Here is a 21880-nt window from a genome sequence, read left to right as displayed (position 1 = left end):
CATGCCGGACGAGTCCGACGGCGTCTACATCGACGACCTGGGCAGTGTGGGCACCACCGGCCGGTCCGGGCTGCGGGTCTCGGACCTGCTCGCCAGGATCGCCGCCCGCGGGCAGACCGCGCCCCGGCCCAGCTGCTCCGACGAGGGCACGCGGGCCGCGCCGCTGCCGGAAGGCGTCCTGTACGCCAACATCGACCACCCCACGCTCAAGGCGATGGTCACCGAGAACGTCGACCCCGACCAGGTCGGCGCGCTGGCCACCGGCTGGCAGCAGGCCGGCGCCAAGCTGACCCAGTTCCAGGACGACGTGGTCAGCGCGGTCAACAGCAGCCGCGAGGACTGGCAGGGCGCCGCGGGCGAGGCCGCGAGGCAGTTCATGATGGATGTCGGGCAGTGGATCGGCGGCGCGGGCCGCGGCGCCGAACTGGCCGGCTCGCAGGCCGCCAAGCAGTCGGAAGCCCTCGCCGCCGCGCGCAACTCGATGCCGGACCCGGTCGCGTTCGACGTGGACGCCGCCAACGCCGAACTGCGCCAGATCACCGACCCCGTCCAGTGGATCTCCCGGTACGCCGAGCACATGGAGGCCTACGCCGCCCAGCAGGCCGCGCAACAGCGCGCCGCCGAGGTCGTCACCACGTTCGACGCCGCGCTGGCCGACTCGGCCACGATGCCCGCGTTCGCGCCCCCGCCGGAGATGGCCGCGACGGGCGCGCCGATGCCCAGGGCGTCCCAGGACGGCACGTCACCCATGTCGGCGTCGTCGGACGTCCCCACCCCGGTCACGTCGCCGGAGAACGCGATCCGGGACGACTCCGCACCTCAGGCAGCCGCGGCCGTGCCGCTCGCCGGTGGCTTCGCTGTCGCCCCGCTCGCCGCGGCCGCCGGGCCCAGACCCGTCGACCAGGCCGTTCCCGGCGCGCAGGCCGCCGAGAACTACATGCTCGACGGCGATCGCACGTTCGGCACGAGGCCGACCATGCCGCCGGTGATCGGCGGATGACCGGATCGTTCACGCTCTCCCTCGCCGCGACGGACATCCTCGCCGAGGCGCTCGGCGTGGAGTGCAGGCGCTACCCGTTCCAGCTGCCGGGGATCGGCGACTTCGTCGACGACCGGGTGCGGATCGCCAACGCCGTGTTCGCGGACCTGTCCCGGCGCGGTCTCGTCCGCGGCGAGCAGCTGAACCCGGCCGTCGCCGACGGGCTGCGGTTGATGTCGCGCTACCGGGTCGCGATCGCGGTGATGGGCACTCTGGACGACGAAAGCGGTTTGTACGCAAGGGTTTCCGCTGACGGCGAGCGCGGCCTGCTGGTCATCCAGGAGGGCCAGATGTTCCGGTTCGAGTTCGTCCGGCCGGAGTCGCTGGCCCGCACCGCGGTCAGCCTGCTGCCCCGATTGCGCCCGGGACACGGGCAATCCGTCACCGTGAATGCGAAATCCGTTGCCACGGAAGAGAAACGCGAAGGGTTCGCACGCGAGGTCCGTCCGGCAAGGACGACCTCGCAGGCGCAGCTGATCGCGGCGCAGGAGATGCTGCGCAAGGTCCGCACCGGCGCCGGGTACTTCGTCGTGTCCGCAATGGACAGATCGGGCCGCGAGACGCGGGCACCCGGCCTGAGCTGGCTGGACACCGAGGACGGCCGCTACATGGCCCAGGCCCACCCCGACGATGGCGGCGGCACGTTCGCGCCCGCCGACACCGTCCGTCTGGTGCAGCAGCTGGAAGACCTGATGAGCTCGCTGACCTAGATCTCGTCGGAGCTGTACCCGGGCATCTTGCCCGTCACGACGAAGACGACGCGCTTGGCGACCGACACCGCGTGGTCGGCGAACCGCTCGTAGAAGCGGCCCAGCAGCGTCACGTCCACCGCGGCGGCCACGCCGTGCGGCCATTCGCGGTCCATCAGCACGGTGAACAGGTGCTGGTGCAGGTCGTCCATCTCGTCGTCGGTCTCGTCGAGCTGACGCGCCAGCTCGATGTCCTGGGTCCGGATCACCTGCTCGGCCTGCTCGGCCATCTTGCACGCGATCTTGCCCATCTCGGCGAAGTACGGCCGGACCGCGTCCGGCAGCACCGGGTTCGGGTGGCGCCTGCGCGCGGCCTTGGCCACGTGCAACGCCAGGTCGCCCATCCGCTCAAGGCTTTCCGCCGCGTGGATGACCGCGAGCACGGTCCGCAGGTCGGTGGCGACCGGCGCCTGCAGCGCGAGCAGGGCGTAGGCCTCTTCCTCGGCTTTCGCCCTGGCGTCGTCGATCTTGGTGTCGTCGCCGATCACCTGCTCGGCGAGTGCCAGATCGGAATCCAGCAGCGCCTTGGTCGCATGCGACATGGCGTCGCCGACCATGGAACACATGTCGGCCAGCTGATCGGCGAGTTGACCGAGCTGGTCACGGTAGGCCTCACGCATGGGCGTCAGCCTACGTGCAGGTCCGTGTTCTTACCGAATCCCCAAATGAACCGTAGGTGAACCGACCCCTACATCTAGGCGCACCGGATGTCGCCCGCGTTGACCGTCGACAGGCCCTTGGGCGCCTCCGCCGCTGGTGGCGGCGTCGTGGTGCCCGGTGCGCTGACGTTGCCCTGCGAGGGCGCCTGGATCTTGCCGCCGAAGTCCTGGCCGAGCACCAGCATCACCGCTCCGCCGACCGAGTCGTCCTTCTCCAGCTTCGCACCGGGGACGGCGGCGGCCACGGTGGTCGCGGCGTTGAGGTCCGTGCCGAACTTGACCACGGTGTCCGGGCGGGTGGTCCCACCGGTCGCCTGCACCACGTCGAAGCCCTGGCCGCGCAGCTTGGTCTGGACAGCGCGGCCCTCGCCGTCCTTGCCGGTGGCGTTGAGGACCTGGACCTTGACCGACTTCGGGTCGACGAGCTGGCCGGGTTGCTGGGCCTGCACCGCCTGCGGGGTCGTGCCCGCCTGTGCCTGCGGTGCGCCGTCACCCTGCTCGCCCGGCAGCGGTGCCTTGTTGATGATCGCGTTGAACAGGGCCTTGTTGTCCTTGTCCCGCAACACTTCGTTGCCGCGGTCGTTGGGCAGGCCGACTGTCGGGACGGTGATGAACGTGACCTTGCCCGCCTGGACGCTCTGCAGCGACCGGCCGAGCGTGATCAGCTGATCGGTGTCGACGCCCTCGCCGAACGTGGCCTTGGTGAACGCGCTCACGAAGTTCTTGAGCTTGCCGGGATCGAGCAACACCTGGCTGGACATCGACTTGCGCAGCAAGGAAGACAGGAACCGCTGCTGGCGCTTGATCCGGCCGTAGTCGGAGGTCGGGTCCTCCTTGCCGCCCTTCGTGGTGCTGACGTGCCGCGCGCGCACGAAGTTCAGCGCCGCGTCGCCCTGCAACATCACCTTCTCGCCGGGCTTCTCGACGATCCAGGTGTTCAACTTGTTGTCCCACATCGGTTTCTCGACGCACATCTCGACGCCCTGCACGGCGTCGACCATGCCCTTGAAACCGTGGAAGTTGATGCCGACGAAGTGGTTGATCTTCAGGCCGGTCAGGTTCTGGACCACCTTGGTGACGCACTTGGGGCCGCCGAGGAAGTACGCCACGTTGATCTTCTGGTTCTTCTGCGGCTTGCTCTTCTGGTCGGTGTACTTCGCCGCCTCGGAGTCGTACTTCTCGCACTCCGGGATCGCGACCTCCAGGTCACGCGGGAACGACACCATCACGACGCGCTTCCTGTCCTTCGGCACGTGCGCGATCATGATCGTGTCGGATCGAGCGCCCTTGATGTTGTCGGCGCTGCCGACACCGTCCTCGGCCTCCGCTCCCGCCCGGGTGTCCGAGCCGACCATCAGGAAGTTCTCGTCACCGCGCTGCGCTTCGCCCTGCTGGATGTCGGACGAGTTCTCGTCCAGCGCCGCGACTTCGTTGAACTGGCCGTCGATCCACTCCTTGCCGCCCCACACCACGCCGGTGGCCAGGAGCAGGACCGCCGCGACGGACGCGGCGAGGATCCGGCCGGTCTTGAGGAACTTGTGCGGCGGTGGCTTGCGGGTACCCCCGCCGCCGGCGGTCTGCCGGACCGGCTCGGGGGGCTCCGGTGGAACGGACGGCTCAGCGGAACGCGCGGGTTCGATGTGAACCGTCGGCTCGACTGGCTCGTGTTGATCGACAGTGGGGGCGTCGGCCAGCTCGGGGTCGATCGCCGGGTCGATGGTGCCTGTGGCCGGGTGTTCCGCGAGGGCGTCAGGCTCTGCGCCGCCCTCGCTTTCCCCTTTTAGCCACGGCATCATGCGCTCGCGCTTTTCCTTCTTTTGTCGTTCCTCTTCGGCGAGCTCGTCGTGAACGGCGGAGAAGCGCGCGAGGGTGGCGTCCACCCTGCGGATTTCCTTGACCTCCTCGGAGATGGCTTCCATCTCGGTGGTCATGCTGACGGGGTCGAGGTCACGCCGCGGCGGCAGCGGCTTGCGCTCGCTCGGCGGCGCCGGGCGCTTGAGCGCGGGCGGGATGTTCGGGTCGTGGTCGACCGGGCCGCTGGGCTCCATGCCGTTGCGCTCGGCAACAGGCGGGATCGGCAGCTGAGCCGACATCTGCCCGGGTTGGGCCGACAGCGGCGCTGCCGGTGGGAGCGGCGGGCGCCCGTTCTGGCTCCCGTTCGGGATCGGCAGCTGCTGCGACAACTGCTGTTGCACCTGCTGCACCTGCTGCGGCGACGGGAGCTGCTGCGAGGGTTGCTGTGGGCGCGGTGGCCGCTGCTGCTGGCCGGTGTGCCCGTTGGCACCCGGTGCGGGCAGCACGGCAGAGTTCTGCCCGGCGTTCTGGGGCATCGGGCGCGGTCCCGAAGAGTGACCACGCGGTGCCGGTGGCACCTGATATGTACCGGACGCTTGCGCCGTCGGGCGTGGCGTCGGCTTTGGCTGCTTTTGTCCGTTCGGCGGCAGTTGACGCTGTCCGGTCGCGTCCCTCGGGGCGGGGCGCTGACCCGTCTGCTGCGTGTTCGCCGGAGCGGCCCGGCGGCGTGGCTCCGGGCGCAGTTCGGGTCGCGGCAGCTGCTGGGACATCTGCTCGGGGCGAGGCGCCTGTGCCTGCCTGCGTGGTGCCGCCGCGGCGCGGGACTGTGCCTGCGGTCGTTTGGCGGACGGCTGTGGTGGCTGTACTGGCGCGGCCTCGCGTGCGGCCCGCTGGGGGGCCCTCGTCTGCGTCTGCGCCGCTACCGGATTCGCCGCTGTGCCATTGACCTGCGGAATCGGCAGGTCTGTGCGCGAGTGGCGTTTGACCAGATCCGAGACGCTGACGCCCCCCGAATCCTCCATTGACCGTCTGCGACGGCGCGGCTGCTGATCGGGTGACGCTTCCTCGGTCGAGTGACGACTGCGGCGAGCACCGGTGCCGTACGGGCGATCTTCGTCGGGCACCAGGTCTCCCTCCAATCTCAGTCACATCACGATATCAACACGGCTCCGCTTGTCCAGAAGCGCCGGGGAGCTTCAAGTGTTGCAGACCGACAGTGAACGTTGCCCAGCGATAGTACGGGCGGTGTCCACCGTTGACGACCGGCCGACGAACTTTGTTTACGTTCAGTACGCGGAATCGCTCAGGCGGCTACGCCGAACGGGGGATGCTCCGACCTAGTACGCCAAGGCCCTTGACTCCGTCACCGCCCTGCGCCCCGCGGCCGGTCCTGCCAGGAAAGTCCGCCCTCCGACGTGGTACGCGACGGCGTTTCGCCCGGACTGCTTCGCCGTGTAGAGCAGCCCGTCGGCGTGCCGCAGCTGGCGCTCCGGCGTGGAGCCGAGGCTGAGCGGCGGTTCGTGCGCGATCCCGACGCTGACCGTGACCCGCAGCCCGAGCACGATCTTCGACCAGGGATAACTCTCGATCTTGATCCGCGCGGCCTCGGCCATCGCGACCGCGGTGGGACCGTCAACACCGGGCAGCACGAGCGCGAACTCCTCGCCGCCGTACCGCGCGCAGAACGCCTCGTCGGGCAGGCCGTCCTGCAGCAGGTCGACCACCCGTTGCAGGACCCGGTCGCCGATCAGGTGGCCGAAAGTGTCATTCACCTGTTTGAACCAGTCGAGGTCCACCAGCGCGACGGCGAGGCCGCCGGTCATGCTGTGCCTGTCGGCGAGCAGCGTGACCAGCCGTTGATCGAGGTAACGGCGGTTGTAACCGGCTGTGAGGCTGTCGCGGATGCTCTGCTCGCGGGCCTCGGCGTGCTCCCGGCGCAACCGGTCGACTTCCCGGCGCAGCTGTTCGGGGATGCGCGGCGCCTCGGTCTTGTCGGCGTGGATGAGTTCGAGGGCGGAGCGAAGGTGCTGATAGGCCTGGCGCCATTGGCCGCGGGACGCCAGCAGGGTGGCGATCGACTCGTGCAGCTGCACAAGAGAAGTCCCGTCGGGCGTGTTCGCACCGCCTGCGTCCTCGTGCACGGCCCACTCCGACGGGTCTGACACGGGCTCAGGCTCGGCGATACCGTGTCCGAGTCCGGTCACCGCCTTCACCTCCCTCACGTACCTCTGTCGACCGGTTGGGGGCTCGGCTTAAGACACTGAGGGCAGGTGTAGGCAGAAATCCCTCATCTGGTGGATGAACGGCTGCTCCAACCCAGTGAAGTGGTGTGACACGCCTCGCAGTCACCTTCAGCTGCGCCGAAGGCAAGGCATGAAGCCGTAAACGGCACCGTCGAGCACCACAATCCGCTCGGACCCGATCTGGTCGCCGACAATCTGACCGTCCTTGGTGACTGTCAATGAGACGGCCACCACATACACCGCGCCACGCGGGCGTTTCGCCCCCTCCGGCGCCCACTTGGCGTCGGGCCGCAGCGTGGACATGGCCGGGTCGACCGTGATCGTCACGCCGGGCAGCTCGCAACTCCGGTCGGTGAAGTCCGGGTGCTGGGTGCGGCGCAGGAAGTCCTGCTGTGCGGCGGATCCCCGCCGCGCGGAGGCGTCGAACTCGGCGAAGTACCCGGCGATCAGGTCCCGATCGCCCAGCTCGCCCGCGACCGGACTGCCCACCACAGCGGTCGAGCAGCCCGTCAGCAGCAGCAACACCGCCGCTGACGCCACACGCATGGCTAGGACGCTATCGCCTCGGCCAGTCGCGCGGGCGCATCCGTGTGGGCGACGTGCCCGAGGTTCTCCAGCAGCACGAGCTCGGCGCCGACGGCGTAGGCGAGTGTCTCGGTCGGCCTGCCGAACGGCATCGTGCCGATGGTCCTGGCCCCGAGGATGACCTTGGTCGGCACGGTGAGCGGCGCCACCAGGTCGTAATCCAGTTCGTGCGCGACGGCGGCCTGGATCTCCGCGACGCCGGAAGCCACGAACGGCAACTGCGACCGCCACATCCGGCTGCGGCGGTACTGCGGCAGGATCTCCGGCGGAGTCGGCGAGACGTCCGTGACCAAGATCTCCATGGCGGTGTCGAGATCACCGGCGTCGACCGCCCGCTGCGCGCGTTCCGGCGCGTCACCGACGAAGGACCGCAACTGGTGCCCGGTCGCGATGGGTTCGTAAAGGATGACGCCGCGTAGATCGGTCCGCTGTTGCGCGGTGAGCAACGCGATCACGGCGCCGTAGCTGTGGCCGACGAGAACGGGATCCGGGCCGACCTCGTCGAGAACGCGGTGCAGGTCCTCGATCTCGGTCTTCAGGCTGTAGTCCGCCGACAGCGCGATGCCGTTGCGCCCCCGGCGATCCCTGGCGACCACCTCATGACCCTTGGTCACCAGCTCGGAACGCACCTCATTCCACTGCGCGGCATCAGCAAGCGCCCCGTGCACCACAACCATGGCCATGTACGAAGGAACCCAACGGGTCCCGATGTCATGCCGTGACGTGTGTCACCTAGCCGCCGGAGTGCATGACGTCCGCGCCGACCGGGACCGAACGGTCGTCCGGGTCGTCGAGCCAGCCCTCGGGAAGCGTGACCTTGCCCGGCGACCCCTGGCGCCCCCGGGGGCCTTCGGCGTCGGACGGGAACGGCGCGTCGTGGTCGAGCTGTGCGATCAGGTCCTCGATCTGGGCGACCGTGTCGACGAGCGCGAACTTCTGGCGCAGCTCCGAGCCGATCGGGAAACCCTTGAGATACCAGGCCATGTGCTTGCGCAGATCCCGGATTCCCTTGTCCGGCCCGAGATGGTCGACGAGGAGTAGAGCGTGCCGGTGCAGGATCTGGGCAACAGCCCCGAGATTCGGGCCGTCCGGAATCGGCTCGCCGCGGAACGCGGCCTGGAGTTCGGCGAAAAGCCAAGGCCTGCCAAGACATCCACGCCCGACGACGACACCGTCGCAGCCGGTCTCGGCCATCATCCGGGTGGCGTCGTCGGCGGAGAAGATGTCTCCGTTGCCCAGGACTGGGATGCTCGTTACGGCTTCCTTCAGCCGCGCAATCTTCGACCAGTCAGCAGTACCGGAGTAGCGCTGTGCGGCGGTTCTGGCGTGCAGCGCGACTGCCTTAGCACCTTCAGCTTCTGCGATTCGCCCGGCATCGAGATAAGTGAGGTGCTCGTCGTCGATGCCGACCCGGAACTTTGCTGTGACAGGCGTCGAGCCTGCGGCATTCACGGTCGCCGCGACGATGTCCCTGAACAAGCCTCGCTTATAGGGAAGCGCAGCCCCACCACCCTTGCGTGTAACTTTCGGAACGGGGCAACCCCAGTTGGTATCTAGGTGATCCGCCAGGCCCTCGCCAACAATGATGCGAGTAGCTTCAGCCATGGTCTTCGGATCTACCCCATACAGTTGCATTGACCGTGGATGCTCGTCCGGGCCGAACGCGATCATCTCCATTGTTTTGGAGTCGCGTTCGACGATGGCCCGTGCGGTGATCATCTCGCAGACGTAGAGCGAGGTGGGGCTGCCGAACTCGCGGCAGAGCTGCCGGAACGCCACGTTGGTGATGCCCGCCATCGGCGCGAGCACGACGGCGGGATCGACCTGGTAGGGGCCGATGTTCAGAGTTGGAGTCCCGGAAACCACAGTCCAAGGTTAAACGGCTGAGCTGCCATCGCCGCCACGCAGGACCAGATGGGCGGCTGCTGCCGTCACCGCGACGTCCGGCCAACGCGGATGCGCGAGGTACTCGGGGTCGGGCCGGACCGGTCCGAGGTCACCGAGGACGGCGAGCAGCGGGTCGAGCGCTGCGGCGATCACATCCACCTCGTGGTGGTCGCGCAGGATCCTGCCAATGGAGTTGGCGGGGTTGAACTGTTCGTTCCCCTCTTCGTAGTAGAGATCCCAGAAGGTGTCGTCGACCAGCACGTGAACCGCGTTGGTGAAATCGGGGTCCTGCGGCTGGAGGTTGGGTGGCGTGATCGTCGCGAAGTACTCAAGGGCGTCGATGATCTCGGCACGTCGCCCTGGCCACTCGACTTTCTTCCACGTGCTCCCCCGGAGTGATTGTTGTCAATGTGTGGACTTCGGGCAGCCGAAGCTCACGTCGATGTGGTCGGCGCGGTCCTCGCCGATGATGATCTTGGTGGCCTCGGCGATGGTGGCCGGGTCGACGCCGTAGAGCTGCAGCGATCGGGGGTTCTCTGCCTCGCCGAAGGTGATCATGTGCATGGTCTTCTCGTCGCGTTCGACGATGGCCCGCGCGGTGGTCATCTCGCACACGTAAAGAGAGGTGGGGCTGCCGAACTCGCGGCACAGCTGCCGGAACGCCACATTGGTGATGCCCGTCATCGGTGCGAGCGCGACGGGGGGTCGACCTGGTAGGGGCCGATTTTCAACGAAGGGGTTCCAGCGTTCACGCCCTCAAGGCTGACTGGGATGCCCGCGAACTCGTCGTCACGATGAGTTCGCGAGCTGATTGACACGCTGGAAGGACATCCCGAGCAGTTCGCTGGCTTCGCGTTGCGACAGTCCTTTGGCGAGCAGTTCCCGAACGGCCGCCCGGGACTCCCGCGCCGCTTCGGAGGTCTTGAGCCTGGCCTCATCGCGCAGTACTTCGGCGCGGGCCAAGTGATCTTGCACCTCGGTCGGCAGATGAACCTTGACGCGGAGGTCGTAGTCGTCGACGGTCAGCCCCGTCATGATCTCGACCAGGTCGTTGGCCATGGCCGGGACATCCTTGTACCGCAATGCTTGCGTAGCGCGGTCGAGCTCCGGGATTCGGATGAGCCAGAACTTGCCGTCCCGAGTCACCTCGGCGTGGAAGGTCTTCAACTCCGCCACCACCCTTTCCCGAGTACGGTCTCGCACTCCTTGAAAATCTCCACCGCGAGATTCTCACCGATTTCCCTGTGGCGCGGAACGGGAATGATCACCGTGTCGAGGATGTAGACGGAGTGATTCGCCCCTTCTCGTGACAGCTGCCAATCGACCTCCTGGCGTTTGGCGGCCGCGGCGATCTTCCTGACGAGGTCCCGACGCTTCACATGGTATGTCTATTGCGGGCTAGACGCAACCGTCAAGCCTGAGGTAGACGATCCACTCGATCGAGGTCGGCAGATGGGATTGTCAGTGTGTTGACTTCGGGCAGCCGAAGTTCATGTCGATGTGGTCGGCGCGGTCCTCGCCGACGATGATCTTGGTGGCCTCGGCGATGGTGGCCGGGTCGACGCCGTAGAGCTGTAGCGACCTCGGGCATTCGCCGTCGCCGAAGGTGATCATGTGCATGGTTTTCTCGTCGCGTTCGACGATGGCCCGTGCGGTGATCATTTCGCACACGTACAGCGAGGTGGGGCTGCCGAACTCGCGGCAGAGCTGCCGGAACGCCACGTTGGTGATGCCCGCCATCGGTGCGAGCGCGACGGCGGGTTCGACCTGGTAGGGGCCGATTTTCAACGAAGGGGTTCCAGCGGTCACGCCCTCAAGGCTAACGGGTTGGTCCCGGTGCTACCGTGGTGCTACCCAGCGGCCTACCATCGAGGCATGGCGGTGGAGAAATTGAGCGTGTCCCTTCCGGACATCGTCGCGGCGCGAGCGCGGCGAGCGGCTGACCGGGCGGGCGTGCCGTTGTCGGCGTGGTTGGCGCAGGCCGCCGAAGCCGCTGCGGATCTTGCCGAAGCTCAGGCCGCCGCGCAGGAGTACGCGGCCAGGTTCGGCGAGCCGGATCCCGACGAGCTGGCGCAGATCCGTGGTCAGCTTGTCGAAGCGGGCGTCGGTTCGCCCGAGTCGCAAGAGGAAGCTTCGGCACGCGCGGCGGCTTTGGCTCGACTTCTCGGATCGCCGAACGAAAGGCGAGCCGGTTGAGTGCTCGTGGTCTGATCCTGGACGCCGGTGCGCTGATCCACGTGGAGGGCAATCCCAGGGGGCGCGTCTATGGGGCATGCCGTGATGCTCTCGACGCGGGAACACCTGCGCTGCTGCCGACAGTCGTACTCGCGCAGGTGTGGCGGGCGACCTCCAGGCAGGCCCCGATCTCGATGCTCCGCCGGATGTGCCGGTCCGTCCCGTTCACGGGGGATGTCGCGGAAGCGGCCGGCCGCTTGCTCGCGCTGGCTGGTACGGCGGACGTTGTCGAAGCGGCTGTTGTCATTGCCGCGATCAGCCACGGTGGTGCCGTGCTCACCTCGGATCCCGGCGACCTTGGAAAGCTCGCGAACGCCGCTGGCATACGAGTACCACTGATCACGATCTGACCGTTGTTGCTGTTCGCACACGTGCAGCGAGGTGGTACTGCCGAACTCGCGGCAGAGCGGGTCGTGAACGAATCCCGCCGTCATGCACACAGTCGGGGGCTGGTCGCAACGCGTCCCGGATGACACACTGTGATGGTCCGAGATCGTCTGTTCCTGACTCGGTGGCCGTTGCCTGGGGGGACGGCTGGCCGTGGGGGTACAGGCGTTCCTTCTTCTGCACGGCGAAGGAGGGCGCATGTCGCATGCTGTGGGCGCTTCTCCTCGTCCTTCGAGGGAGAACGCGCCATGTCCACGCTTGTCCATGTGCTTCTTAGTGCGCCATTGCCTCTTGCGACGGTAGCGCTACTGCTCCGGTATGGGCCGTCAGCGCTGGTGTTCCTGGTCGCCGGGGTCATGGCGGTGATCGCGCCGGGGCCCCAGGGGGACCGCGCCCTCGCGGTGCTCCGGCTGCTGCGGACATCGGCGCCACCACGTGCGCTCAGGGGGCGCCGGAGGATCGGGCGTGACTAGTGCTTGTCCGTGTTGCGGAACCGCGCGAGCGGTTCCTGGGCGGAGGTGCTTGCTGAGTCGAAGCCGTGGATCGTCTGCTGATCGACCGGCACGGCCGGACCGCTCAGCAGCGCGCCGTCGCAGCGGAAGCAGAAGGAGATCTCGAAGAGGAACCGCGTGTCGTCGTGCGCCCGGATCTGCCAGCCGGGGATGAAGCAGCGCTTGATCTCCTCCCCGGCAGACCGGCCACCATCGCCAGCGCGTCACGTGCCTCACCCGCTTCCCAGATCGCGGTCAGACGGCCGTCGCCGGCGAGGGCGAGCACCTCGATCAGTTCGACGCGCTCGGCTGCCGTAGGGAGGAACACCTCGCAACTGTAGCCCGTTGGCATCAAAGGGAACAACCTCAGTCTGCTGTGGACGCTTCCTGTGCCGCGACCACGTCGGCACCGTAGAGCTCGGCCCACTCGGTGAGCATCTCGATCGGTTTCATCAGCGTCTTGCCCAGGTCGGTGAGCTCGTACTCGACTCGCTGCGGCACCTGCGCGTACGCCATGCGCGTGGCCAGCCCGTGCTCGGTGAGGCGGCGGAGGGTCTGGGTGAGCATCTTCTTCGAGATGCCGCCGATCAGGTCGAGCAGTTCGCCGTGCCGCCGCGGGCCGCGTGACAGCCCGTAGAGCGTCACCACGGCCCACTTGTCCGTGATGATCTCGACTGCCAGGCGAGCCGGGCAGTCCGCCAGAAATACGTCCCCACCAGTGAAGTCACCCACGGTTCCCAGGCTACCCAGAGGTTCCCACCGGTTTTTCTACGCTCACGACCATGACGACTCTCCCGCCGAGCACGCACCGGCTTTTCGAGACCGACAGCTACGCCACGTTCATCACGACCAACGCCGACGGCACGCCGCAGGTGTCGCTGATGTGGATCTCCCGCGACGGTGACGACCTCGTCTTCGGCGCGGAGGACTTCCGCGTGAAAACCCGGAACCTGCGGCGCGATCCGCGGATCACCGTGGTCGTGCACGACGACCGCAACACCCCGGAGGGCCTGCGCCAGCACCTCGTCGTCCGCGGCACCGTGACCTTCCACGGCCCGGACATCGTCGACGAGTGGGCGGCGTTCATGGACGAGCAGTCGCACCGCTACCTCGGCACGGACTTCCCGTTCCCCAACAGGTTCACCAAGACCGGTGTGATCGGCCGGATCAAGCCGGAGCGCGTCACCGGGATCGGCCCCTGGGCCGGCTAGCACGCGCTAGGCGTCGACCGCTTCCGCGATCGCCACGAGGACCCGCGGGTCGTCGGGGTCGTTGTTGGTCCACTGGTGACCGTTGGGGCACTCCCACTGCGGGTCGGAGCCGTCACCGTGCACGACGCAGCCCGCCAGCTTGAGCCGTCCGGCCTCGCCCGCCGCCACCGCGATCGGTGTCGGCAGCCCGAACAGGATCGGCACGCCGACCTCGCCACAGGTTTCGCAGCGTTCGACGACCGGGGCTTCGATCGCCTCGGCCATCAGCGCGTGCGTCGCCGGGTCGAACGCGACGAGCCGGATCAGGTCGAAGTCCGCGGCCATCGACCGGACCACCCACGCGGCGACGGAAACGGCCTCCGCGACCGGATAGCCGTACACGCCGGTGGAGATGGCCGGGAACGCGATGCTGCGGACGCCGAGACCCTCCGCGACCAGCAACGACTCCCGGTAGCACGAGGCGAGCACCTTCGCCTCGTCCTGCCCGCCGCCCCGCCACTTCGGGCCCACCGTGTGGATCACGTGCTTGACCTGTGCCAGATCGAAAGCCGGTGTCGCGACGGCGTTCCCCGGCAGGCACGGCGCCAGCGCCGCCCCCGCCTCGGCCAGGCGGGGACCTGCGGCGCGGTGGATGGCCCCGTCGACGCCACCGCCTCCCGTCAGCGACTCGTTCGCCGCGTTGACGATCGCGTCCACCCGCTGTTCGGTGATGTCGCCGAGGACTGCCTCGATCTGTGCCATACCCGAAATGATGGCAGCTTGACTTCAAGTGTGCTTCACATCGCACGATGAGCCGATGACCATCACCACTTTGACGGTACGAGCGGACAGGCAGCCGCTGTGGCTGTGTTTCGAGCCGTGGGCGAACGAATACACCGTTCCGGCGGACACGACTGTCGTCATCCACTTCGACGACAAGCTCCCGATCGAGGTGACCCATCACCCCGACGGCATGACGTTCTTCTCCGGGGGCAAACACCCGGACATCTACGCCGAGGACGGTTCACCGTTGGAGATCCTCAGCGACGTGATGCCGGAGCCGCCGGGCGTCGCACTCGATGCGCTCCGGGCGGTCATCGCCGCGACGCCGCCGAGACGTCTCTAGTCACCCTGGTCACGGGCGCGGCTGGGAGCGACGCGGTCGGGTTCGTTGGGCTGCTTGGGGTACACCGGCGGCCACGGCGCGTCCATCAGACCGGCGGCCATGTCGCGTTCGTGCATCTCCAGCAGCGGCTCCAGCGACTGCGGGCGCATCGACTCCCACGGGTCGCCGAGTTCCGCCAGCCGCGCCGGGACCGAGGCCAGCGTGAACTCGGCAGGCGACACGGTGTCCAGTTCGGACCAGAACAGCGGCGCCGACACCGGACCGGACACCCGGTCCCGCACGGACCACGCCCCGAAGACCGTCTTGTGCGGGGCGTTCTGGTTGTAGTCGACGAAGATCCGGGCGCCGCGCTCCTCCTTCCACCACGCCGCCGTGATCAGGTCCGGCCGGCGCCGTTCCAGCTCACGGGCGACGGCCACCGCGGCGGACCGGACCTGGTACGAGTCCCACCGCGGCTCCAGCCGCACGTACACGTGCAGGCCGCGCTGGCCTGTGGTCTTCGGATAGCCCTCGAGGCCCAGCGACGTCAGCAGCGCCCGCAGCTCGTGCGCGGCTTCGACGGCCTGGGCGAAGCCGGTGCCCGGCTGGGGGTCGAGGTCGAGCCGCAACTCGTCCGCGTGTTCCGGGTCCGACGCGGTGAACGGCCACACGTGGAAACCGAGGCAGGCGATGTTCACGGCCCACGCCACGTGCGCCACGTCGGCGATGACGAGGGCGTTGGACGGCGTGCCGTTCACAGTCTGGACGACGGTCGTCGTCAGCCACGGCGGCGCCTTGTCCGGTACGCGCTTCTGGAAGAACGACGGCCCGCCCGCGCCGCGCGGGAACCGTTGCATCAGGACCGGTCGTCCGCCCATGGCGCGCATGAGCGGCTCGGCGACCGCGACGTAGTAGTTGACGAGGTCGAGCTTGGTCTCGCCGCGCTCCGGGAAGAACACCCGGTCGGGGCTGCTGATGGCCACTTCGCGTCCCGCGAGGAGCATGGTGCGGACGTTACCCGGCAGAATCGACGTGTGCGAGCGAGCCGGTTGCTGTCGGTCCTCCTGCTTCTGCAGGCCAGGGGCCGGATGACCGCGCAGGAACTCGCCGACGAGCTGGAGGTCTCGGTCCGCACGATCTACCGGGACGTCGATTCGCTCAGCGCCGCGGGCGTGCCGGTGTACGCCGACCGCGGCCCGGCGGGCGGCTACCAGCTGCTGGCCGGTTACCGCACGCAGCTGACCGGCATGACCACCGCCGAGGCGGAGTCGTTGTTCCTCGCGGGCCTGCCTGACCAGGCCAAACAGCTTGGTCTCGGTGAGGTGCTGGCAGCCGCGCAGCTCAAGCTGATGGCCGCGTTGCCGCCGGAGCTGCGGGCCAGGGCCGAGTCCATCAGGGAACGTTTCCTGCTCGACGCGCCCGGCTGGTTCCGCGAGGACGAGTCCGCGCCGCACCTGGCCGCGGTCGCCGGCGCGGTGTGGGAGCAGCGCCGGATCTCCGTGCGCTACCGCCGGTGGGGGAACTCCGAAGTGGACCGTCTGCTCGAACCGCTCGGGCTGGTGCTGAAGAACGCCACCTGGTACCTCATCGCGTCGTCGGACTCGCAGCCGCGGACCTACCGGGTGTCGCGGATCCTCGCGCTGGAGCCGACCGAGCAGAAGTTCGAGCGGCCGGCGGACTTCGACCTGGCCAAGCACTGGGAGCTCTCGGCTGAGCGCGTGCAGAGCACGCTGTGGAAGGGCCAGGCCACGGTCCGGCTCTCGCCGCAGGGCCGCAAGATGGCGTTCCTGCTCGGCCCCGTGGTCGGCCGCGCGTTGCGGGAGCACACGCCGGAACCCGACGAGGACGGCTGGGTCACCGTGACCATGCCGATCGAGACGAACCTGCACGCGCTGCACGCCATCCTGCAGCTCGGGCCGGACGCCGAAGTCCTCGAGCCGGTGGAGCTGCGGGAGATGTTCGTGCGGGCGGCGGCCGACCTGGCCAGGCTGTACACCTAGCCCACGTCCCGTGCCAGCAGGTCCTCCTCGGTTTCCCTGCGCACCAACGGGCGTGCCCAGCCGTCGCGGACACCGATGATCGGCGGACGGCAGATCTGGTTGTAGTTCGACGCGAGCGAGTGGTGGTACGCCCCGGTCACCGGCACCGCGAGCACGTCGCCCGCGTGCACGTCCGAGGGGAGCTCGATGTCCGCGGCGATGACGTCGCCGGCTTCGCAGTGCCTGCCGACGACCGATACCGTCCGAAGTGGAGCGGACGACGACCGGCCGGCGAGCCGGACGAGGTACTTGGCGTCGTAGAGGCACGCACGCATGTTGTCGCTCATCCCGCCGTCCACGGCCACGTAGCGGCCTTTCACCGTGACGACGCGGTACAGCGTGACGCCCGCGTTGGCCACGAGAGCCCGGCCCGGCTCGATGGTCAGCTGCGGCACGGGAAGCCCGAGCTGCGACGCGGTGTAGCTGACCGCGACCCGCACCCGCTGGGCGTACCCGGTCAGGTCGAACTCCTGCTGGCCGGGCAGGTACGGCACAGCATGGCCGCCACCGAGGTCCAGCGACCGCACCACGACGCCGTGCCGGTCGCGGATCGCGCCGGCGAACTCGACCATCCGCCGCGCTGCCAGCTCAAAACTGGCCACAGAGGACACCTGCGAGCCGATGTGGCAGTGCAGGCCGTCCAGCCGCAGACCGGGCTGCGCCAGCACGGCGTCGACCGCGGTCATCGCGTCCCGCAACGGGAAACCGAACTTCTGGTCCTCGACCCCGGTCGCGATCGCCTTGTGCGTGTGCCCGTCCACGCCCGGGGTGACCCGGACGAGCACACGCTGCGGATGTCGCGCCAGCGAACCGAGCTGGTCGATCTCGTCGAGCGAGTCCACGACGACGCGGCCGATCTCGTAGCCGAGCGCGGCCTTCCAGTCCTCGGCGGTCTTGACGTTGCCGTGCAGGATGATCCGTTCGGCGGGGAACCCGACGGCACGGGCGACCGCGAGTTCACCGCCCGAGCAGACGTCGAGCGAGAAACCCTCTTCGGCCATCCACCGCAGCACGGCGCGGCAGGTCAGCGACTTGCCCGCGTACGCGATCTCGAAGCCGGGCAGCGCGGCCCGGTACGCCCGGCACCGGCGCCTGACCTCGTCTTCGTCGAGGATGTACGCGGGGGTGCCGAACCGCGCGGCGAGTTCGCCGACCGGGATGCCCGCGATCCGCAGGCCGTCCGGGTGCGCGCTGGTGCTGCGCGGCCAGACGTCCGGCTCCAGTTTGGTGTGCAACGACCGGCCCAGGCTGGGCAACACATCGGTGAGAGTCACGCCTCCAGAACAGCGCCGATTCCGGGCAACGGGCCGGGGCGCGACGCCGTCATGACGACTGGGCCCGAGTTGTTAGCGCGTTGTTGACGCCCGCGTGACGCCAGCCACTCAGAAGTTCTTCGCGATGTCCCGTGCCTGGTCATGTGCGGTCGCGCGGTCCTCGTCGCCGGTCGCGGTGACCAGATCCGGCCGGAACTGGACGTCGGTGATGTCCTTGACGCCCGCCCACCGCAGCCAGTTGTCCAGGTAGGGCCGTTGGAAGTCGGCGCCGAACGACGGCGGCAGACCGTCGCCGTACACCGCGCTCGTGTAGATGACCGCGGCCTTCTTGCCCTTGAGCAGGCCGGTGTAGCCCTGTGCCGGGTCGAAGGAGAACAGCATGCCCGGCTGGCTGACGACGTCGATGAACTGCTTGAGGATGTACGGCACCGTCGAGTTCCACATGGGAACGCTGAACAGGTACTTGTCCGCCGCGTCGAACCGCTCGAACGTGCGGATCACCGCGTCCCACGCGTCGCTGGACGGCTGCCTGCCCGCGAACAGCTCCATCTTCGCCGCCGCGGCGGCCGGGCCGAACTCCGGCAGCGTGCCGTCCCACAGGTCGAACGTGACGACCTCGTCCTCCGGGTGCGTTTCCCGGTACGTGTCAAGGAAAGTGCGCGCGATCGCCAGCGACTCGGACGCCTCGCCCCGCGGTGACGCGGAGATGTGCAACACCGTGCTCATGGATCCTTCTCCCGAAATCAACCGGACTCCAGTCCGCTTGACTCGAGATTAGCGGACTACGGTCCGCTTGTCACTCCGGTGAGCACCAGCCGGGCCAGTGCCACGGCGCCCGCCGCGGCCCGCTCGGACGGGTAGTCCAGAGCTTTGCGCAGGTCAGCGGACAGTGGGGCGAGGATGGCGTGCGCGAGGTAGTCGGTGTCCAGGTCCGGCCGGGCCTTGGCGAGCAGGATCGTCACGTGCCGGTGCCACAGCTGGTATGAGCCGATCCGGTACCGCGCGCCCGGCGACGCCGTCTCCGACAGGTGGATCAGGTCGGTGTTCGCGTCCAGGAAAGCCGCGTAGGCCTCGATGAACGCGGTCAGCCGCACGTCGGCGGGCGCGTCCGGGCCCAGCGGCGGCTCGCCGGACAGGATCGCTTGCTGCAACTCGCGCTCGCGCCCGTCCAGCAGGGCCGCGGCCAGGCCGGACTTGTCGCCGAACCGCCGGAACAGCGTCCCCTTGCCCACCTTGGCCTCGGCCGCGATCTGGTCCATCGAGACGCCGGCGACGCCGTGCCGGTCGAACAACTTCGCCGCGGCGTCCAGGATCTTGCCGCGGTTGCGGGCGGCGTCCGCGCGTTCCTTCGGCGGCGATGCGCCGATTTTCAACAGCTCGTCGTCAGGCACAAAAGGACTGTAGTCCGAATCACTTCCCGGCGGCGTACGATGCGAGCCCGGTGGCGACGTCGGTGGTGAGCTTGTGCAGGGCGCGCCGGTAGATCCAGCCCATGCCGGGCACCTTCGGCCGGAACGACGTGTGCCAGCGGATGTCCGTGCCCTCGCCGGACGGCGTCAGGTCGACGTCCGCGCGGTAGTCCTTCAACGCGAGCCCGGACAGCAGCGTGTAGCTGAACCGCCTGTCGGGCACCAGTTCCGCGACCTGTTCACGAACCTTGTACCGGCCCGTGTGGAAGTTGCGGATGGCGCCGACGCTCTCCGGTTCCGGTGAACCGGGTTTCTCCAGCTCGAACCTCTCCAGCGGGGACCAGACCGGCCACGTCGAGCCGTCCCGCAGGAGCTGGTAGACCGCGCCGGGCGGGGCGGCCGAGTGGACGGTGACCTCGAATTCCTGCTTCGCCATGTGCCTGCCTCCTTCGTGTACCAGATGGTACATGTACCATTCGGTACAAATGATGGCCACGAAGCAACGGCTGCTCACCGACGCGGTGGCATACATGGCCGAACACGGAGTCACCGACCGCAGCCTGCGCCAGATCGCGGCCGGTCTGGGCACGAGCCACCGGATGTTGATCTACCACTTCGGCTCCAAGGAAGGCCTGCTCGTCGAGATCATCAAGACCGTCGAGGCCCAGCAGCGCGAAGTCCTCGCCGGCCTGGCGCACGAACCCGGCGAGTCACCCGGCGACATGGCACGCCGGTTCTGGCGGCGCGTTTCCGACCCGTCGCTGTGGCCCAACGCGAGGCTGTTCTTCGAGGTCTACGGTCAGGCGCTGCAAGGCAGACCGGGCACGGCCGACCTGCTCGACGACGTGGTCCACGCCTGGCTGGATCCCATGATCGCGCTCGGCGTGAGCCACGGGCTGTCCGAAGAGGACGCCAAGGTGAGCGCGCGGCTCGGCCTGGCCGTCGCCAGGGGCCTGCTGCTCGACCTGCTCGCCACGGGCGAACGCGAACCGGTCGACGCGGCGATGGAGCTGTTCATCGCAGACTACGAGGCGCGGCTACCGCGTCACAGTCGACAGTCGCCCGCGCCGGACCCGGGATAGAGTCACAGGTCCAGGTCAGCGGACGGATGAGGAGCATGACGGAGACCGAGAGGCCGCTACGGGCCGACGCGCGCCGCAACCGGGCACGGGTGCTCGAAGTCGCGCAGGAGGTCTTCGAGACCGAGGGTCTCGCGGTGCCGGTCGACGAGGTCGCCAGGCGCGCGGGAGTCGGCATCGGCACCGTCTACCGGCACTTCCCCACCAAGGAAGCCCTGTTCGAAGCGATCCTGATCAGCCGTGTCGACGCGCTCGTCGCGGACGCGAAAGCGCTTGCGGACGCCGACGACCCGGGCGCCGCGTTCTTCGGCTTCTTCGTCCGGATGATCGAGAAGGTGGTCGGCAACAAGGCGCTCGGCGAGGCGCTCGCCACGTCCGGCCGTGACCTGAGCGACGTCATGGGCCCGGCCAGCCAGGAACTGCGCGCCGAACAGGACCACCTGCTCGCCCGTGCCCAGCAGGCTGGAGCCGTCCGCACCGACGTGACCGGTGCGGACCTGAAGGCGATCCTCGTCGGGATCATCGCGGCCGAACGGCACATCGGTGGCGAACCGGGACGGCTCGGCGCCATCATGTTCCAGGCGTTGCGTCCCTAATTGCCCGCCATGTCGGCGATGGTGTTCCAGAACATCAGCTCGTAGTCCAGCAGCAACCGCCCGTGCCGCAAGGCCTCGTCGGGCTGCCAGCCCGCGTCCAGCGCGGCCTGGATCGCGGCCAACGCGTGCTGTTCCAGCTCCGGAACGGGTTTGGCGAAGAAGTCGAAGAAACCACACGCTTTGTCGTCGAATCCGTAGTTCTCCCGCAAGGACTCGGAGATCGACGCGCAGTACTCGCCCCACGCCGCGAAGTTGGCGAACAATGCGAGCAGCGCGTCGATCGGCGCCGCGTTCAACGCCAACGACGCGACATATGCCGGATACGCCTGACAACCCGCCTTTGGCGTGTATTCGTCCATGTCCGCACTTGTCGCCTCGGCGAGCGGGACGAGCAAATCCAGCGCCAAACTCTCCCCGACGGCGAGGAAACTGAAGAACTGCCTCGTGGCGGGATCTTCGGCGCGGGCGGCCAGCGTCAGGAACGCACGCCAGTCACTGGTGATGATGTGGCGTTCCTCCGCGGCGAGCGCCGCGAGCGCCGACACCGGCGCCCGCCAAGCCGCCACCAGCGGCAACAGGCGATTGGCACCGGGCGCCGGAGTCAGTTCTTCCTGCGTCCTGCTCAGCACCTGGCGGGCGGAGTTCGTCATTCCATGAACGTTACGCGAACGACGCATGGTGATAGTCACCCCCGCAGTGGCATAACCAATATGGTCTGCGCACGTCTCAACCTCATGCGAGCTGGAGGAGTACAAAGGGGCATGGACTACCTACCGGACTTGGTCGCGGCGCACTGCCGGCGCGCGTGGGAGTCCGAGACGGCGTACGAACGCCTCGCCGCCGAGGCGGGCGTCGGCGCGGAGCACGCGAGTCACCTGCTGAGGTTCGCCGTGCAGCGCATCGCCGAGGGCACCTCTTCGATCGTGGACCCGTACGCACTGGCGTCCGAGTGGATCGGGACAGAGCGAACCCGCGCCCAGCACTGAGACGAAACTGGGCGCGCTCCCGGGACCGGGCACTGCCTGACGCGCCACCCTGGCACCAGCAAGACCCCTAGAACATGCTGCTGTTCAAGTGCGGACACGCCTGTTACTTTCCGCTTACGGTCAACGATTGACT

At 68.3% G+C, this 21880-nt stretch carries 26 protein-coding genes and 3 pseudogenes; 10 read left to right on the top strand and 19 right to left on the bottom strand.

Annotated elements, in window-relative coordinates:
- Position 1: 1 nt before the first annotated feature.
- Both AOZ06_RS51370 and AOZ06_RS51365 read left to right on the top strand, forming a co-directional pair.
- Positions 2-1000: a WXG100 family type VII secretion target gene (locus AOZ06_RS51370; RefSeq protein WP_157233704.1), complete on the top strand. Its 999-nt coding sequence runs from the start codon at positions 2-4 to the stop codon at positions 998-1000.
- A complete protein-coding gene (locus tag AOZ06_RS51365; protein ID WP_054296032.1) occupies positions 997-1749 on the top strand; it encodes an ESX secretion-associated protein EspG in 753 nt (250 codons plus the stop codon). The genes AOZ06_RS51370 and AOZ06_RS51365 overlap by 4 nt, the downstream gene beginning before the upstream one ends.
- Here AOZ06_RS51365 and phoU read toward each other — a convergent pair.
- From phoU to AOZ06_RS51310, 11 genes and pseudogenes are all read right to left on the bottom strand, one after another.
- Positions 1746-2408, bottom strand: a complete 663-nt coding sequence (gene phoU / locus AOZ06_RS51360) for a phosphate signaling complex protein PhoU (protein ID WP_054296031.1) — start codon at positions 2406-2408, stop codon at positions 1746-1748. The two genes, AOZ06_RS51365 and phoU, sit on opposite strands and share 4 nt — an antisense overlap.
- A gap of 74 nt (positions 2409-2482) precedes the next feature.
- Complete coding sequence (locus AOZ06_RS51355) at positions 2483-4777, bottom strand: LCP family protein (protein ID WP_054296030.1); 2295 nt, start codon at positions 4775-4777, stop codon at positions 2483-2485.
- 801 nt (positions 4778-5578) lie between these two features.
- Positions 5579-6445: a GGDEF domain-containing protein gene (locus AOZ06_RS51350; RefSeq protein WP_054297532.1), complete on the bottom strand. Its 867-nt coding sequence runs from the start codon at positions 6443-6445 to the stop codon at positions 5579-5581.
- A 147-nt stretch (positions 6446-6592) separates the two neighbouring features.
- Entirely contained in the window at positions 6593-7030 is a 438-nt protein-coding gene (locus tag AOZ06_RS51345) for a hypothetical protein (protein ID WP_054296029.1), read from the bottom strand.
- A 2-nt stretch (positions 7031-7032) separates the two neighbouring features.
- The gene (locus AOZ06_RS51340; protein ID WP_083472486.1) at positions 7033-7752 is read right to left on the bottom strand and encodes an alpha/beta fold hydrolase; all 720 of its coding nucleotides are present in this window, start codon (positions 7750-7752) and stop codon (positions 7033-7035) included.
- 49 nt (positions 7753-7801) lie between these two features.
- Positions 7802-8935, bottom strand: coding sequence for a tRNA dihydrouridine synthase DusB (gene dusB, locus AOZ06_RS51335; RefSeq protein ID WP_054296027.1), 1134 nt, complete (start codon positions 8933-8935; stop codon positions 7802-7804).
- Between the two features lie 9 nt (positions 8936-8944).
- Positions 8945-9316: pseudogene (locus AOZ06_RS51330) on the bottom strand (SCO4402 family protein); the annotation flags it as partial.
- 60 nt (positions 9317-9376) lie between these two features.
- Positions 9377-9729 (bottom strand): annotated as a pseudogene (locus AOZ06_RS51325) (tRNA-dihydrouridine synthase); the annotation flags it as partial.
- 16 nt (positions 9730-9745) lie between these two features.
- A complete protein-coding gene (locus AOZ06_RS51320; RefSeq protein WP_157233703.1) occupies positions 9746-10132 on the bottom strand; it encodes a hypothetical protein in 387 nt (128 codons plus the stop codon).
- On the bottom strand, positions 10120-10335 hold the full coding sequence (locus AOZ06_RS51315) for a hypothetical protein (RefSeq protein ID WP_054296023.1): 216 nt from the start codon (positions 10333-10335) through the stop codon (positions 10120-10122). Before AOZ06_RS51315 ends, AOZ06_RS51320 begins: the two co-directional genes overlap by 13 nt.
- 97 nt (positions 10336-10432) lie before the next feature.
- Positions 10433-10765, bottom strand: a pseudogene (locus tag AOZ06_RS51310) (tRNA-dihydrouridine synthase); the annotation flags it as partial.
- A 66-nt stretch (positions 10766-10831) separates the two neighbouring features.
- Between AOZ06_RS51310 and AOZ06_RS51305 the strand changes: the two are divergent.
- Positions 10832-11152, top strand: a complete 321-nt coding sequence (locus AOZ06_RS51305) for a hypothetical protein (protein WP_054296021.1) — start codon at positions 10832-10834, stop codon at positions 11150-11152.
- The gene (locus AOZ06_RS51300; protein ID WP_218921913.1) at positions 11149-11541 is read left to right on the top strand and encodes a hypothetical protein; all 393 of its coding nucleotides are present in this window, start codon (positions 11149-11151) and stop codon (positions 11539-11541) included. The genes AOZ06_RS51305 and AOZ06_RS51300 overlap by 4 nt, the downstream gene beginning before the upstream one ends.
- Positions 11542-12435: 894 nt before the next feature.
- Here AOZ06_RS51300 and AOZ06_RS51290 read toward each other — a convergent pair.
- Positions 12436-12801, bottom strand: coding sequence for a winged helix-turn-helix transcriptional regulator (locus tag AOZ06_RS51290; RefSeq protein ID WP_054296019.1), 366 nt, complete (start codon positions 12799-12801; stop codon positions 12436-12438).
- Between the two features lie 50 nt (positions 12802-12851).
- Here AOZ06_RS51290 and AOZ06_RS51285 point away from each other — a divergent pair, with 50 nt between their 5' ends.
- A complete protein-coding gene (locus tag AOZ06_RS51285; RefSeq protein WP_054296018.1) occupies positions 12852-13280 on the top strand; it encodes a TIGR03618 family F420-dependent PPOX class oxidoreductase in 429 nt (142 codons plus the stop codon).
- 6 nt (positions 13281-13286) lie between these two features.
- Here AOZ06_RS51285 and AOZ06_RS58670 read toward each other — a convergent pair whose 3' ends face one another.
- Entirely contained in the window at positions 13287-14021 is a 735-nt protein-coding gene (locus AOZ06_RS58670) for a macro domain-containing protein (RefSeq protein ID WP_063810266.1), read from the bottom strand.
- A gap of 55 nt (positions 14022-14076) precedes the next feature.
- On the opposite strand from AOZ06_RS58670, the gene AOZ06_RS51275 reads away from it, so the two are divergent.
- Positions 14077-14385 carry a hypothetical protein gene (locus AOZ06_RS51275; protein WP_054296017.1) on the top strand — a complete coding sequence of 103 codons (309 nt, stop codon included), beginning with the start codon at positions 14077-14079 and terminating at the stop codon, positions 14383-14385.
- Here the strand turns inward: AOZ06_RS51275 and ligD are convergent.
- Positions 14382-15368, bottom strand: coding sequence for a non-homologous end-joining DNA ligase (ligD, locus tag AOZ06_RS51270; protein WP_054296016.1), 987 nt, complete (start codon positions 15366-15368; stop codon positions 14382-14384). The two genes, AOZ06_RS51275 and ligD, sit on opposite strands and share 4 nt — an antisense overlap.
- Before the next feature lie 30 nt (positions 15369-15398).
- On the opposite strand from ligD, the gene AOZ06_RS51265 reads away from it, so the two are divergent.
- Entirely contained in the window at positions 15399-16364 is a 966-nt protein-coding gene (locus tag AOZ06_RS51265; protein ID WP_054296015.1) for a helix-turn-helix transcriptional regulator, read from the top strand.
- Here the strand turns inward: AOZ06_RS51265 and lysA are convergent.
- The 4 genes from lysA to AOZ06_RS51245 form a co-directional block, all read right to left on the bottom strand.
- Positions 16361-17677: a diaminopimelate decarboxylase gene (lysA, locus tag AOZ06_RS51260; protein WP_054296014.1), complete on the bottom strand. Its 1317-nt coding sequence runs from the start codon at positions 17675-17677 to the stop codon at positions 16361-16363. The two genes, AOZ06_RS51265 and lysA, sit on opposite strands and share 4 nt — an antisense overlap.
- Before the next feature lie 108 nt (positions 17678-17785).
- Positions 17786-18403 (bottom strand): FMN-dependent NADH-azoreductase, encoded by a 618-nt coding sequence (locus AOZ06_RS51255; RefSeq protein ID WP_054296013.1) that lies wholly within the window; start codon positions 18401-18403, stop codon positions 17786-17788.
- A 56-nt stretch (positions 18404-18459) separates the two neighbouring features.
- Entirely contained in the window at positions 18460-19068 is a 609-nt protein-coding gene (locus AOZ06_RS51250; protein WP_054296012.1) for a TetR/AcrR family transcriptional regulator, read from the bottom strand.
- A gap of 19 nt (positions 19069-19087) precedes the next feature.
- The gene (locus AOZ06_RS51245) at positions 19088-19522 is read right to left on the bottom strand and encodes an SRPBCC family protein (protein ID WP_054296011.1); all 435 of its coding nucleotides are present in this window, start codon (positions 19520-19522) and stop codon (positions 19088-19090) included.
- Positions 19523-19574: 52 nt separating this feature from the next.
- Between AOZ06_RS51245 and AOZ06_RS51240 the strand changes: the two genes are divergently transcribed.
- Positions 19575-20168, top strand: a complete 594-nt coding sequence (locus AOZ06_RS51240) for a TetR/AcrR family transcriptional regulator (RefSeq protein WP_225953121.1) — start codon at positions 19575-19577, stop codon at positions 20166-20168.
- Positions 20169-20203: 35 nt separating this feature from the next.
- A complete protein-coding gene (locus AOZ06_RS51235) occupies positions 20204-20761 on the top strand; it encodes a TetR/AcrR family transcriptional regulator (protein ID WP_054296009.1) in 558 nt (185 codons plus the stop codon).
- Here the strand turns inward: AOZ06_RS51235 and AOZ06_RS51230 are convergent.
- Complete coding sequence (locus AOZ06_RS51230; protein ID WP_054296008.1) at positions 20758-21411, bottom strand: hypothetical protein; 654 nt, start codon at positions 21409-21411, stop codon at positions 20758-20760. The genes AOZ06_RS51235 and AOZ06_RS51230 overlap by 4 nt on opposite strands.
- Before the next feature lie 111 nt (positions 21412-21522).
- Between AOZ06_RS51230 and AOZ06_RS51225 the strand changes: the two genes are divergently transcribed.
- Positions 21523-21747 carry a hypothetical protein gene (locus tag AOZ06_RS51225; RefSeq protein ID WP_054296007.1) on the top strand — a complete coding sequence of 75 codons (225 nt, stop codon included), beginning with the start codon at positions 21523-21525 and terminating at the stop codon, positions 21745-21747.
- Positions 21748-21880: the final 133 nt, after the last annotated feature.

The organism is Kibdelosporangium phytohabitans, from assembly GCF_001302585.1.
Lineage (GTDB): Bacteria > Actinomycetota > Actinomycetes > Mycobacteriales > Pseudonocardiaceae > Kibdelosporangium > Kibdelosporangium phytohabitans.
The sequence above is the reverse complement of the archived record's forward strand: the minus strand, read 5'-3'. Positions and strand labels throughout refer to the sequence as shown.